12 protein-coding genes and 1 pseudogene are annotated in these 12,492 nt (G+C 36.6%); 12 read left to right on the forward strand and 1 reads right to left on the reverse strand.

Going from position 1 to position 12,492, the window contains the following annotated elements; all coding sequences use genetic code 11:
• The first annotated feature begins 1 nt into the window (after position 1).
• From NIZ91_07720 to NIZ91_07745, 6 genes are all read left to right on the forward strand, one after another.
• A complete protein-coding gene (locus tag NIZ91_07720) occupies positions 2-1,540 on the forward strand; it encodes a DUF4127 family protein (GenBank protein USY56533.1) in 1,539 nt (512 codons plus the stop codon).
• Positions 1,534-2,223 (forward strand): N-acetylmannosamine-6-phosphate 2-epimerase, encoded by a 690-nt coding sequence (locus NIZ91_07725; protein USY56534.1) that lies wholly within the window; start codon positions 1,534-1,536, stop codon positions 2,221-2,223. The genes NIZ91_07720 and NIZ91_07725 overlap by 7 nt, the downstream gene beginning before the upstream one ends.
• 159 nt (positions 2,224-2,382) lie before the next feature.
• A complete protein-coding gene (locus tag NIZ91_07730; GenBank protein USY56535.1) occupies positions 2,383-3,756 on the forward strand; it encodes an ATP-binding protein in 1,374 nt (457 codons plus the stop codon).
• Between the two features lies 1 nt (position 3,757).
• Complete coding sequence (locus NIZ91_07735) at positions 3,758-4,435, forward strand: response regulator transcription factor (protein ID USY56536.1); 678 nt, start codon at positions 3,758-3,760, stop codon at positions 4,433-4,435.
• Positions 4,436-4,562: 127 nt separating this feature from the next.
• Positions 4,563-5,135, forward strand: coding sequence for a YdhK family protein (locus tag NIZ91_07740; GenBank protein USY56537.1), 573 nt, complete (start codon positions 4,563-4,565; stop codon positions 5,133-5,135).
• A 136-nt stretch (positions 5,136-5,271) separates the two neighbouring features.
• Positions 5,272-6,357, forward strand: a complete 1,086-nt coding sequence (locus tag NIZ91_07745) for a peptidyl-alpha-hydroxyglycine alpha-amidating lyase family protein (GenBank protein USY56538.1) — start codon at positions 5,272-5,274, stop codon at positions 6,355-6,357.
• Between the two features lie 26 nt (positions 6,358-6,383).
• Here the strand turns inward: NIZ91_07745 and NIZ91_07750 are convergent, their stop codons facing one another.
• Positions 6,384-7,124: an SDR family oxidoreductase gene (locus NIZ91_07750; protein ID USY56539.1), complete on the reverse strand. Its 741-nt coding sequence runs from the start codon at positions 7,122-7,124 to the stop codon at positions 6,384-6,386.
• Between the two features lie 110 nt (positions 7,125-7,234).
• Here NIZ91_07750 and NIZ91_07755 point away from each other — a divergent pair, with 110 nt between their 5' ends.
• The 6 genes and pseudogenes from NIZ91_07755 (at position 7,235) to NIZ91_07780 (ending at position 12,488) form a co-directional block, all read left to right on the forward strand.
• Positions 7,235-8,071: a LysR family transcriptional regulator gene (locus tag NIZ91_07755; GenBank protein ID USY56540.1), complete on the forward strand. Its 837-nt coding sequence runs from the start codon at positions 7,235-7,237 to the stop codon at positions 8,069-8,071.
• 152 nt (positions 8,072-8,223) lie between these two features.
• Positions 8,224-8,379: pseudogene (locus NIZ91_07760) on the forward strand (MFS transporter).
• 573 nt (positions 8,380-8,952) lie between these two features.
• On the forward strand, positions 8,953-9,741 hold the full coding sequence (locus NIZ91_07765; protein ID USY56541.1) for a sugar phosphate isomerase/epimerase: 789 nt from the start codon (positions 8,953-8,955) through the stop codon (positions 9,739-9,741).
• A gap of 18 nt (positions 9,742-9,759) precedes the next feature.
• Positions 9,760-10,857, forward strand: a complete 1,098-nt coding sequence (locus NIZ91_07770; protein ID USY56542.1) for a Gfo/Idh/MocA family oxidoreductase — start codon at positions 9,760-9,762, stop codon at positions 10,855-10,857.
• 73 nt (positions 10,858-10,930) lie between these two features.
• Positions 10,931-11,839 (forward strand): sugar phosphate isomerase/epimerase, encoded by a 909-nt coding sequence (locus NIZ91_07775; GenBank protein ID USY56543.1) that lies wholly within the window; start codon positions 10,931-10,933, stop codon positions 11,837-11,839.
• A 256-nt stretch (positions 11,840-12,095) separates the two neighbouring features.
• Positions 12,096-12,488, forward strand: a complete 393-nt coding sequence (locus NIZ91_07780) for a DUF6379 domain-containing protein (GenBank protein USY56544.1) — start codon at positions 12,096-12,098, stop codon at positions 12,486-12,488.
• Positions 12,489-12,492: the final 4 nt, after the last annotated feature.

Here is a 12,492-nt window from a genome sequence, read left to right on the forward strand (position 1 = left end):
CGTGAACATTGCATATCTACCAATTGATGAGCGTCCTTGTAATACAGATTATGTAAGACGCATTGCTGATTCTTCAGCAGAGGTTAAGCTTTTCTTACCGCCTCAAGAAGCATTAGGTTATAAGAAGCTTCCTGCTGATAAAGAAATGATTTGGAAATGGATAACGGACGTAGCCTCAGAAGTGGAAGCCATTATCTTAAGCATTGATATGTTAATATACGGAGGGCTATTGCCATCTCGAATTCATTATTTAAGAAATACAGAAGCAACTTTATGGATCGAGCGTTTGCGTTCTTTACGCAAGGAGCATCCAGGTTTACTCATCTATGCTTCAAATTTGATTATGCGAACTCCCAAATATAGTTCGAGTGATGAAGAGCCTGACTATTACGAAGAATGGGGAGAGCATATTTTCTTAAGGGCGTATTTACAGAATAAAAAGCAGCGTGAACATCTAAAAAAAGACGAAGAGTTACAGCTTCAAAATCTTATTGACACCATTCCGAAAAAGTATATAGACGACTATGAAGAGCGAAGAGCTTTTAACTCTACTATTAATACGAGCATGTTAAAGCTTGTAAAAGAAGGAACTCTTACATTTTTAGCGATTCCACAAGATGACAGTTCAGAATATGGTTATACCTCTATAGATCAAGCGAAAGTTATGAAAGGAATTGAAGCGCTTCGCTTACATCAACATGTACAGATGTATCCAGGAGCGGATGAGGTAGGGGCAACATTATTAGCTCGTGTTTATACTCAATTAAAAGGAAAGCGCCCACGAATTTATCCTATATGGAGCAGCACCTTAGGGCCTCAGCTTATCCCAATGTACGAAGATCGACCTTATCAAGAAAGTTTAAAAGCACACCTTTTTGCAGCCGGATGCCAGCTAGCTGAGACGGCAACGGAAGCGGATATCATTTTAGCTTACAATACCCCCGGGCGCGTAATGCAAGAATCATGGGACCAGAGCGATAAAGATATTACATATACAAGTTTCAGGCATCTACTAACCTTTGTAGATCAGATAAAGCAGTTTTTAAATCAAGGAAAACAAGTAATTGTGGCAGATTGTGCGTATGCCAATGGTGGAGATAAAGAACTGATTACGCTGCTTGATGAAGAGAGGTTATTAGACAGACTTTTATCGTATAAAGGATGGAATACAAACTGTAATTCGCTTGGTACAACACTTTGTCAAGGCGTACTTGGACTACAAGGGAACAAGCAAAAGATTATTGAAAATATTATCTATCACATTATTGATGATTATATTTATCAAGCAGAAGTGCGTATGAAGATGGTAGAGGATTTTTTACCATTACATAACCTTACATATTTTAATTTGAAAGATAAAGTTGCGTTAGTAAATAAAGAGCGTAATAAGAGAGTAAGGGATGCTTATCAATTATTAATTCATCACAGTTTTGAAACAATCACCCGTGTAGATGTTCAAACGTTCGCCCCTTGGAATCGAATGTTTGAGTGTGGTTTGATCTTAAAATGTGAACAAAGCGAGGTTTCTAAAAAATGTTAGAACAGATAAAATCAGGATTAGTCGTGTCTTGTCAGGCATTAGAAGACGAAGCGTTATATGGTGCGGATATCATGAAGAAAATGGCTGATGCCGTTACTAGAGGTGGCGCAATGGCAATACGTGCCAACGGAATAAATGATATTCTTGCTATTAAAATGGCCATTAAAGTACCTATGATAGGAATTATAAAAAGAGAGTATCCGGATTCAGAGGTCTATATTACACCTACTATAAAAGAAGTAGAGCAGCTAGTTGAAGCAGGGGTAGAGTTAATTGCAATTGATGCTACTAATCGTTTGAGACCTAACGGTGTAGCGTTACAAGATTTTATTAAAGAATTAAAAAACAGATTCCCAAAGCAAAAATGGATGGCAGATTGTGCGACATTAGAGGATTGTTTAGGAGCTGAAGCTCTAGGTTTTGATTGCGTAGGTACGACGTTATACGGATATACTAAGGAAACGTTAAATAAAAAACTATACGAACATGATTTTGAATTCCTTAAGGAAGTTGTTGCTCATGTAAATGTACCCGTTATTGCAGAAGGAAATGTTCTTACACCTGAGCAAGCGGCAAAGGCTTTAGAGTACGGAGCACATGCGGTAGTGGTAGGAGGAGCGATTACGCGTCCCCAACAAATTACAGAACGTTTCGTAGCAGCAATTAAAGAGGTTACTAAATAATAAAGAAAAAGAGATGCCAACTCTATGATTGGTATCTCTTTTTCTTTGGTACTTATTTTAACAAGGTGAATAGAAACAAATTTTGTGAAGGGGTATCTGCACACTTTCTTCATATCTATCCTTTATAATAGATGTACATTAACAGGGGAAGTGAAAGAAGTGAATAAAGTATCCATTAAACTGGGACTATTGTTTTTAGTTTTCATCTTGGTTATTGAAGCAGGTTTATTTTTCTATTTATATACAGGATTAGCGAACACACGTATTTCAGAAGAGTTAGAGAGCTTGAGAGTAAGAGGAAATAGTCACCGAGAAGTATTAGAGCAACATCGTGATCCCGTAACGCTTAGTCACGTTGCATTGATGGAGTCAGAGACGGATACGGATGTTGTCATTACCAACATAAATGGGAAAGTGTTGAGTTCTTCAACTCCTCTTATTACAGGAGCAAAAGAGGCTGTGAATGAGTGGAGAGATAAACAGTTGCCTTATGAAGGGGAGATTTTGCAAAGAGATTGGAAACAAAATCCTTATATTGCAACAGCTTCTCCAATTGAAGTAAATGAACGCCAAGTTGGTACAGTGTATATGTTTAAAGATACGAAAGATATCAAAGGAATGATTGATCGCCTCCAGCATCACTTTTACATAGCTGGTGTTATTTCCATTTTATTCGCGATTGTTACAACATTTGCTTTATCAAAGCTAATCACAGCACCTTTAGTTAAAATGAAGCATGCGACAGAAAAGATTAGTCAAGGTCATTTGATGGTAAAACTGGGGGCGCATTCTCGGGATGAGGTTGGGCAGTTAGGAACATCCATTCAAGCGCTTGCCAATGAACTGCAGCGTTTAAAAAAAGAGAGGAACGAGTTTTTGAGCAGTATTTCGCACGAACTTCAAACGCCGCTGATGTATGTAAAAGGTTATGCAGATATGGCAAAGCGTCATGAAACAAGTGAAGAAAACCGAACAAAATATTTAAGGATTATTGAAGAAGAGGCTGCGAGAATTTCAAAACTTGTAAAAGATTTATTTCAGCTTGCTCGTTTAGATAAGAATACGTTTCTCATTGAAAAGCAAAAAGTTGAACTTCACTTTTATTTAGTGAAAATCTGTGAAGCATTTCAATTAGCTTTAAGTGAAAAGAATGTCCATATTGAACTAAATTGTCCTAAGCATGTAAACGTACTAATTGATGAGGAGCGTTTTATGCAAGTCATTACAAACGTTTTAGATAATGCCTTAAAGTATTCTGAAACAAAAAAGATTTTAATGAGCGTTGAAGAAGGTAATTCACACGTCAAGCTGTCTATTCAAGACTACGGAGTGGGAATTCCAAGTGAAGACGTCCCATACGTATTTGATAAATTGTATCGCGTAGATAAATCAAGGTCTCGAAAAAATGGAGGCTATGGTTTAGGGTTATCGATTGTAAAAGATATTGTAGAGGCACATGGTGGAAAGGTAGAGATGACAAGCATAGTAGAAAAAGGAACAACCGTGAGGATTTCATTGCCAAAGGAGCGTTAATATGACTGCGATTTTATTAGTAGATGATGAAGTAAGAATGCTGGACTTATTAGAACTGTACTTAGCTCCACATGGTTTTTCATGCATGAAGTGTGAAGATTCTACAAAGGTAGAAAAGCACCTAAACAACAACCCAATGATTCAGCTAGTACTACTCGATTTGATGATGCCTAAAAAAGACGGTTGGACAGTTTGTAATGAAATTAGAGCTAAGTTTAGAGTCCCCATTATTATGCTGACTGCTAGGGATCAAACGGAGGATGTTGTAAAAGGTTTAAATAGCGGAGCGGATGATTATATTACAAAACCGTTTAGTGAAGAAGAGTTACTGGCTCGAATACAGGCTGTATTGAGAAGAACCGGTGTAGAAAAGAAAGAGGTTTCCTATAAGGAGCTTCACATAAACGAAGAAAGCAGAGAAGTTATTTATGAAGGTGAGAGTATTTCAATGACCAAAACAGAATTTGAGTTACTTTGTTTATTTTTAAAGCATCCCAATCGTGTCTTTCCTCGTGAAGATTTGGTTACGTTGATTTGGGGCTATGACACAGAAATTGAAGGGCGAACGGTTGATTCCCATATGCGTAATCTCAGGGAAAAGCTTAGAAGCACTGGCTTTCCAATTGAGCAACACCTTCAAACTGTGTGGGGAGTGGGATATAAATGGGACGTTCCATAAATAATCGCATCTTAAATTTCGTTTCTTCATAAAATCTGCACATTTCTTTTTTACACTAAACGTATATCGTTAAACCATTCGTAAAAAACTAGTGAGCGAATGAGAAAATTGTAAAAGAGGGATGAAGATGAAAAGATCACTATTTCTGATTGGGCTAGCGGCAATGCTTGGTTTAGCAGGATGTGCAGGAAACAAAGATGAGAGCAAAGAGATAAATTCAGAAGATAATCAAAAACAAGAACAAAAAGAAGAAGATCATGCACATATGAATCACTCTAGCTCAGGTGAAGTACCAGAAGGTTTACAAGAAGCTAAAAGCCCAACGTATAAAGTCGGAAGTAAAGCAACGCTGATAACTGATCATATGCCAGGGATGAAAGGTGCAGAAGCAACCATTGTCGGTGCATATGATACAACAGCATATGTGGTATCTTACACGCCTACAAACGGCGGAGAGAAGGTAACGAATCATAAGTGGGTCATTCAAGAAGAAATAAAAGATGCGGGTGAAAAAGAGATACCAGCAGGAACAAAAGTAGTTCTTGAAGCAAATCATATGGAAGGCATGGAAGATGCAGAAGGAACGATTGATTCTGCTGAAAAAACAACGGTATACATGGTCGATTATATGTCTACAACTGACGGTGAAGAAGTGAAAAACCATAAGTGGGTGACAGAAAGCGAGCTTACAAAAGAATAAAAATAACAAAGTATAGGTTGAATCCTATGCTTTTTTTCTACGCCTTAGGCCTGAGTATAATTTCAAACCTATGACTTTTGAAAAAATGTTGAAAACTGCTTATACTAATAAAAGAATAAGCAAGGAGGAAGACAATATGAAACACAAAAAGAAAATCATCACGGGCCTAGTACTAATAGGAGGAATCGCTTCACTTCTACTGTTCTTTTCATTGGGAAAAGCAAAAACCATTTATAAAGAAGCGCCTGTTACGATAGATATACCACAAATGTATCAAACCAATATCGTTTGGCCTGTGGCAGCAAAAGATAAAAAAACAGCTGGTGAAGCAAGTGGTGTAGCAGTTGATTCAAAAGACAATATTTATTATCTTCACCGAGCAACGGCTACATATGGAAATGATGAAGTAATTAATAAAGACACGGTTGTCGTGCTGGATGCTCAAACCAAAGAAGTCAAAGATACGTGGGGAAAAGGTTTATTTAAGTCTCCACATGGCTTAGAAATTGATAGCGAAGACAACGTTTGGATAACGGATATTTCTCAAAATAAAATTTATAAGTTTTCGCCTGAAGGAAAACTGTTAGATACATTTGGGTCGGACTATCCGTTTTATATGGAAGCGGCTCTTAGAATCCGAAACGTTCTTCCTAAGTTTCCAACAGGAATGGATGAATATACCTTTGCGAGACCAACGGATGTAACTGTATTAAAAGATGGATCTTTCGTTGTGAGCGATGGCTATCGTAATCGCCGAATTGTAAAATTTGATCAAAACGGAAAATTCATTTGGGAAAAGAATTTGCTTGGTAACAAAGACGGTGAATTTAATTTACCTCATGGTATTAGCCATGACGAAAACGGGAATCTCTACGTTGCAGATCGAAATAATGCACGTATTCAAGTGTTCGACAAGGACGGTAACTTTCTTGATAGCTGGAATTCTAAAGAGTTAGGAAGACCGTTTGGCGTCGAGGTTGGTGATGACGGGAACGTTTATGTAGCGGATGGAGGTAACAGCTTATATCCAGAAGGAGGAAAAGGGTCTCATCAAGTCGTGGTGTTAAATACAAAAGGCGAGGTCATCCAACGTTTTGGCTCATGGGGAGAAAATAAAGGTCAGTTAAAAATCCCTCATGATATTGCTGTTAACAGCAAGGGAGATATTTACGTAGCAGAGTTAGAAAATGAGCGCTTGCAGGAATTTAAGAAGAAAGATTAGCTATGGAGTAGGTCTCCATAGCTTTTTTAGGTAAGTGTTTGTCCATTATCAATTGTGACTACCTGCCCTGTAATAGATGGTTGAGTGAGCATAAATAAAATGCTGTCAGCAATTTCTTCAGGTGAGGATATACGCTGAAGCGGTAAATGCCCTGCAAGCTCATACATCTTTTCTTCATACCCAGTCCACCAAGGTGTATCAACAGCTCCAGGTGCAATACAGTTTACACGAATATGAGGTGCAAGTGTAACTGCGAGGGACTTTGTCATTGTATGAATAGCAGCTTTTGTTGCAGCATACGGAATAGATGAACCAATTCCAGTTACTCCAGCGACGCTTCCAATATTGACAATGGACCCACCTTTTTTCATATAAGAAACAGCTTCTTGTACGCAGTGAAACATTCCTTTTACGTTGGTCTTGTATAAAGAATCCCATATTTCACCAGAAGCTTTTTGTAAGTCATTCATTGCAATTTGACTGGTGATACTTGCATTATTAATTAAACCATCAATGTGCCCAAATGCGTGTACAGTTTGCTGAATCATTTTACGAACGTCAGATTGACTAGCTACGTCTGCTTTTGAAAGAATGGCTTTTCCTCCTAGTGTTTGAATACGTTTTTGCAGTTTTTCCGCTTCTTTTTCTGAACTTCGATAATTAATAACGACTTTTGCGCCAGCTAGTGCAAGCTTTATAGCAGTTGCTTTTCCAATCCCGGTCGCGCCTCCAGTGATAATAAAAACTTTATCTTTTACATTTTCCACGTGAATCATCCCCTTCTATAGAAATGATTATATCTCCCCGGTAAAAATTAGTATAATAGTTATAAATAATACAGATATCATTTTAACTAATATCAAAGAGGAGAGCGGATATGGAAAGCAATGATTTAAAGATTTTTAAAGAAGTTGCAGAAAACAAATCGATTTCAAAAGCAGCAGAACAGCTAGGTTATGTTCAGCCTAACGTAAGTCAACGAATCAAGGTATTAGAAAACGAATTAGAGGTTTCATTGTTTAAACGAACGAATAGAGGTGTAAAGTTAACGAAAGAAGGAGAGATTCTAATTGACTATACAAATCGGATTTTAACCTTAATGAATGAAGTTAAAGATACGTTAGCAAGTGAAAAAAGCGAAAAAACCTTGACAATTGGAGCATCGCAAACTGTTTCAGCAGGTAAAATCCCACAGCTTATTACCGATTTTTTAGAAAACTATTCAACCGTTTTGATTAAAGTGAAAACAGCTCAAGAACAAGTGTTAATGAAATGGTTAGAAAGTGGAGATATTGATGGAATGTTTATTAGCGGCAAGTATGAGCCAACTGCTTTCCAAAAGGTCTATACTTATTTTGAAAGCATAGCTATTGTTTCGTTTGATAAAAATGTTCATCAATCAAAAGCGCTTATCGTAAACAGTGATTTAAATTGTGTATATCGAAAGAAGCTTCTAGCATATGCAAAAAAACATAACCAAGAGAATAAAAAGATAATCGAATTTGATTCTTTAGAAGCGGTAATGCAGGCTGTTCAAAACGGGTTAGGAATAAGTGCACTTCCTTTAAGTTTAGCTAACACAAGAAAAAATGAATGCTTTCATATTCAGCAATTAGTAGAAGGTCCTATTGAAATTCATTTTATCGTTAGGGGAGAACACGAAAAAAGTAAAGGGCTAAAAACTTTTTCTGGATTTTTACGAAACGAAACATAATTTATAAATACGTTGTTTCCCCCTCTAAAATTTGTGATACGCACTAGAATGACAAGTTCATTCAGCGTACAAACTAACAAAAGAAGGAGGCTATTATGACTGAGTAAGTAGTAAAAACAGGACACACGAGATGTTCATTATTTTTGAGCAACATGGTTATTTAAAATTACTTTGGTCGCGTTGTCATACCAGTTGCAGTGCCTGCAATTTAAGAATCGTTTCACTTGAAGGCAACGGAATTAGGAATTGTTTTTTCCATTTATACATATTCATATACAATTATGCAAATCTGTGTAGATAGTTTACTAGGCATGTGCGGTATGAAGATTATGTCAGCGGGTTTACTCACCGCAATATCTTGGTTAATTGCTACTCTTTTAGGAATTGTAGTTGGGTGACATTAAGTGAATTACGATTGCTGAGCAAAAGTCATTATAACAACAAGAGGTGAAAGACAATAATGCGCATTGTGAAGCCTTCTAAAATACTGATTACTTCTGTGTCTAAAAAGCAGATTACAAATGTCTTATTGTATGATTGTTGTATTGGGACACTAAGTTATGTTCTATTTGGATTTAATCATCGTGGTTTTTTTGCTTTTACAGGCATAGCAGGAAGTATCATCGTACCTATCTTAATGAAGAAGGCCTTTTCTACTTCTTTCTTTAATAAGAATTACATCATCAAAGTTAGATAGTATAAAAAGAGGTTAAAAATCACCCGTTGATTTTTAACCTCTTTTTTTGAAATGAAAAACGAAAAATATATATGTCTAAAAATGCTTCCCCTTTGATTAAGAGTTTGAAAGTCAGATTGACTCAGCTTCGATAAGATATATATAACAAAAGAATTATTGGAAAACAAAGGAGGGAGTTATTTTAATGCTTGAACTCGGTATAATTGCAAAACCAGTTGAAAAAAGCTTTCAATACGCACAGCAAAAAGAGCTTAGCTTTGTTGAGCTATGTATAAATGAAGGGCAAGATGTGTCAGCATTTTATGATCAAAAGGAGAAGTTAAAGCAGTATAAAAAAACCTATAACGTTAATGTTGGTTCGATTGGTAGATGGAAATCGCTACGCATTGACAAAAAGGGGCGCATCATTGAAGAAGAATTAGATAAATGTTTTCAGCTAATTGATGTAGCAAATGAGTTAGAGTGCTCTAACTTCGTATGTGGGTGTAACTATGTGGAGGAGCTATCCTACTATGAAAATTGTACAGCAGCCATTCAGTTTTTCTCACTGTTAATCGAGTACGGGAAACAAAAGGGTGTAGATGTGTCATCTTACAATTGTCGAAAAGGTAATTTTGTTCACAGTCCAGAAGTGTGGAAAATCGTACACGGTCATTTGAAGGAATTAGGAATTAAATTTGATCCATCTCATAGCCGTTACTTTGGAGGAGATTATCTGCAAGAGACAGTGGACTGGGGTCAGCGTTTTAAGCATGTACATTTGAAAGGCTCACTGCTTGTCAATGGAATAAGAATTGATGATCCGCCTGCAGGATTGGATCAAACAGATTGGAAAACATTTGTTTCTTTACTGAGAGTTAAAGGATATTTAGGAGGATTAAGCATAGAGCCTCACTCATCTGTTTGGACCGAAGAATTAGGTGAAAAAGGAATTGATTACACAATTAAATATATGAATGACCTATTAGTGTGACAAAAGGGGATGTTAGAAATGAAAAATGAAAAGTTAAGATACGGATTGATTGGAGCAGGAAGTAACGCTATAAAAAAGCATTTAAGTAACTACTTATTGATTCCAAATGTTGAGCTTATAGCTGTATGTGATGTGAATATCGAGCAGGCGAAAGCTGTAGCAGAGCAATATGGAGCAGACAGCTTCTATCAAAATTATGAAGAAATGATTAAGCTGGAAAAACTTGATTTTGTTAGCGTTTGCACACCTAATTCTCTGCACGCTGATATTGCTGTTTACGCATTAGAACATGGTGTACACGTACACTGCGAAAAGCCGTTAGCTATTAATGGTGCAGAGGCACAGCGAATTGTTCATGCGAAAAATCGAGCCAAAAAAAAAGTGATGGTGGGCCTTAATAACCGCTTTACGAACGAAGCGGTCTATTTAAAAAAATTTATTGATGCAGGTCACTTGGGAGAGATTTATAAAGCTAGAGCAGGATGGATTAGAAGAAGCGGGATACCAGGCAGAGGTACTTGGTTTACAAATAAACAAGTAGCAGGTGGGGGGGTTATGATTGATTTAGGGGTCCATTATTTAGATTTGGCACTATTTTTGATGGGAATGCCTAATCCATCATACGTTTCAGGAGCCATTCATCATCACTTTAATCAAACCACAACGCGTAACCGAAATGGTTACCAGGGAAATCCAAAAGGTATCTTTAACGTAGAAGACAGCGCAAGTGGCTTTATTGGTCTTGAAAGAGGCGCCACTATTCATTTTGATTTTAGTTGGGCGTCTAATATTGAAGAAGATCAAACGTTTATTGAATTAGCCGGTTCAAAAGGAGGAGCTACGATTATCAACGGAGAGTTGAAAATTTACTCAGAAGTTTTAGACACTTGCGTAGATATTTTGCCTAAGCTTCCTACTTCACATAAATTGATGAATGAATTTGAGCATTTTATTAGTGCCATTAAGAAACAAGGTGATTTAATGGCTCCAGCTGAACACGGTGCTTATATGATGAATATAGTTGATCATTTTTATGAATCAGCCGCTAAGCAGCAGCCAATCTTTTTTAAAGAAAACAAAAGTCAGTTTAAAGTCGCATCATCGACGTATGGATAAAGGCGATGACGTGCTATAAAAAGCGTTACCACTACTATACAGTGAAAAATTAAACATGAAGAGGAGTTATTTTATGAAACTAGGTTTTAACAGTGCAATTTTGGATGGCTGTACATTTGAAGAAGTAATTGATTTTGCAGCGGATAATGGTTTTTCTTGCGTTGAACTTTGTGCTTGGCCAAGAGGAAAAGCGCTTCGTAAATACGCAGGAGTAACGCATATCGACGTCGATCTTTTAGATGTAGACTATATTAAAAATTATACCGAGGCAAAAGGAGTTCGTATTTCAGCTATTGCTTATTATCCTAATCCTTTAAGTGATGATGAAGAAAGGAACTCTCATGCAATTGTTCATATCAAAAAGTGTGTTGAAGCGGCTCATAAGCTTGATATTAACTTGGTAAATACGTTTATTGGAAGAAATCAGTATCAGACAATAGAAGAAAACTTACTTGTTGTAAAAGAAGTATGGAAGCCTATTGTTGAATTTGCGGAAGAGCTAGGGGTGAAAATTGCAATTGAAAACTGTCCAATGCTGTTTACTGGAGATGAATGGCCAGGTGGACAAAATTTAATGACAACACCAGCTGTTTTTAGAAAAGTATTCGAGCTCATTCCGAATCAAAACTTTGGCTTGAATTTTGATCCGTCTCACTTTGTATGGCAGCAAATGGACTATATAAAGCCAATCTATGAATTTAGAAATCGAATTCACCATGTCCATTTTAAAGATATTAAGATATATAAAAATCGTTTGGATGAGGTGGGCGTAATGGCAACCCCTCTTGAATATATTTCTCCGAAGCTTCCAGGGCTTGGTGATGTTGATTGGGGGAAATATATCTCGGCGTTGACTGATATTGGTTACTTCGGCTATGCAGTTATTGAAGTTGAAGATAAAGCGTTTGAAAGCTCTTTAAAAGCAAGAAAAGACTCTATTAATTTAAGTAAAAATTATTTAAAACAGTACTTTCCTTACTAAGAGTTGACCATGTTTTTCACCAAGAGTATTCAGCCAATCTCTAAAATCAAGATAGGAAAAGACTGAGTGAATGGAGTAATAATATAACAATAAGAATATTATTTGGAGAAATCGATTGTTGCCACGGCAAAGTAGTCAAGGTTATCTATAAGGGATGCTTTTCAATTCTTTGCTACTTTTCTAAAGCGTTTACAAAGTTTGATAGAAGCAAATGTGAAATAACCTAGCATATGGTGTAGATGGGGAGGAACGGTTAATGTTTGAACAATACATGATTTGTGAAGACGGTTTTAAAAATGTGAAAGAAAACAATGAGGTAATTGGTTTTGAGATTCAGCTACGCATTCCTTATTATAGAGGAATTGCCCTTTCTCTTATTAACAGCATTGATTTAAAAATTGATGAAGTAGAGATTCCGCATAAGGATTTGGTGTTTAAAATAGAAACTGGAGAATTTCCTTATGAAGAGCTACCAACCGTTATTAACAATCGCTGGGAATTTGGAGAAAAAGCAAGATTATTCGTTGCTAAACAAGGTGGATTAACAGAAGGTGCACATGAAATAACTGTAAATATAAGCTTGCGAATTTCATATTTGCCTTGGCCGAATATAGGAGAAGATACAAAGGAACTTGTACTTGCTAACTAAAATG

This window comes from Bacillus sp. 1780r2a1 (assembly GCA_024134725.1).
In the GTDB taxonomy this organism is placed as follows: domain Bacteria; phylum Bacillota; class Bacilli; order Bacillales; family Bacillaceae_H; genus Priestia; species Priestia aryabhattai_A.

Excerpts from the sequence above, each read along its gene's own strand:
- NIZ91_07740 (USY56537.1), top strand. The coding sequence starts at position 4,563 with ATGAAAAGATCACTATTTCTGATTGGGCTAGCGGCAATGCTTGGTTTA.
- NIZ91_07735 (USY56536.1), top strand. The coding sequence starts at position 3,758 with ATGACTGCGATTTTATTAGTAGATGATGAAGTAAGAATGCTGGACTTA.
- NIZ91_07725 (USY56534.1), top strand. The coding sequence starts at position 1,534 with ATGTTAGAACAGATAAAATCAGGATTAGTCGTGTCTTGTCAGGCATTA.
- NIZ91_07770 (USY56542.1), top strand. The coding sequence starts at position 9,760 with ATGAAAAATGAAAAGTTAAGATACGGATTGATTGGAGCAGGAAGTAAC.
- NIZ91_07780 (USY56544.1), top strand. The coding sequence starts at position 12,096 with ATGTTTGAACAATACATGATTTGTGAAGACGGTTTTAAAAATGTGAAA.
- NIZ91_07755 (USY56540.1), top strand. The coding sequence starts at position 7,235 with ATGGAAAGCAATGATTTAAAGATTTTTAAAGAAGTTGCAGAAAACAAA.
- NIZ91_07745 (USY56538.1), top strand. The coding sequence starts at position 5,272 with ATGAAACACAAAAAGAAAATCATCACGGGCCTAGTACTAATAGGAGGA.
- NIZ91_07775 (USY56543.1), top strand. The coding sequence starts at position 10,931 with ATGAAACTAGGTTTTAACAGTGCAATTTTGGATGGCTGTACATTTGAA.
- NIZ91_07765 (USY56541.1), top strand. The coding sequence starts at position 8,953 with ATGCTTGAACTCGGTATAATTGCAAAACCAGTTGAAAAAAGCTTTCAA.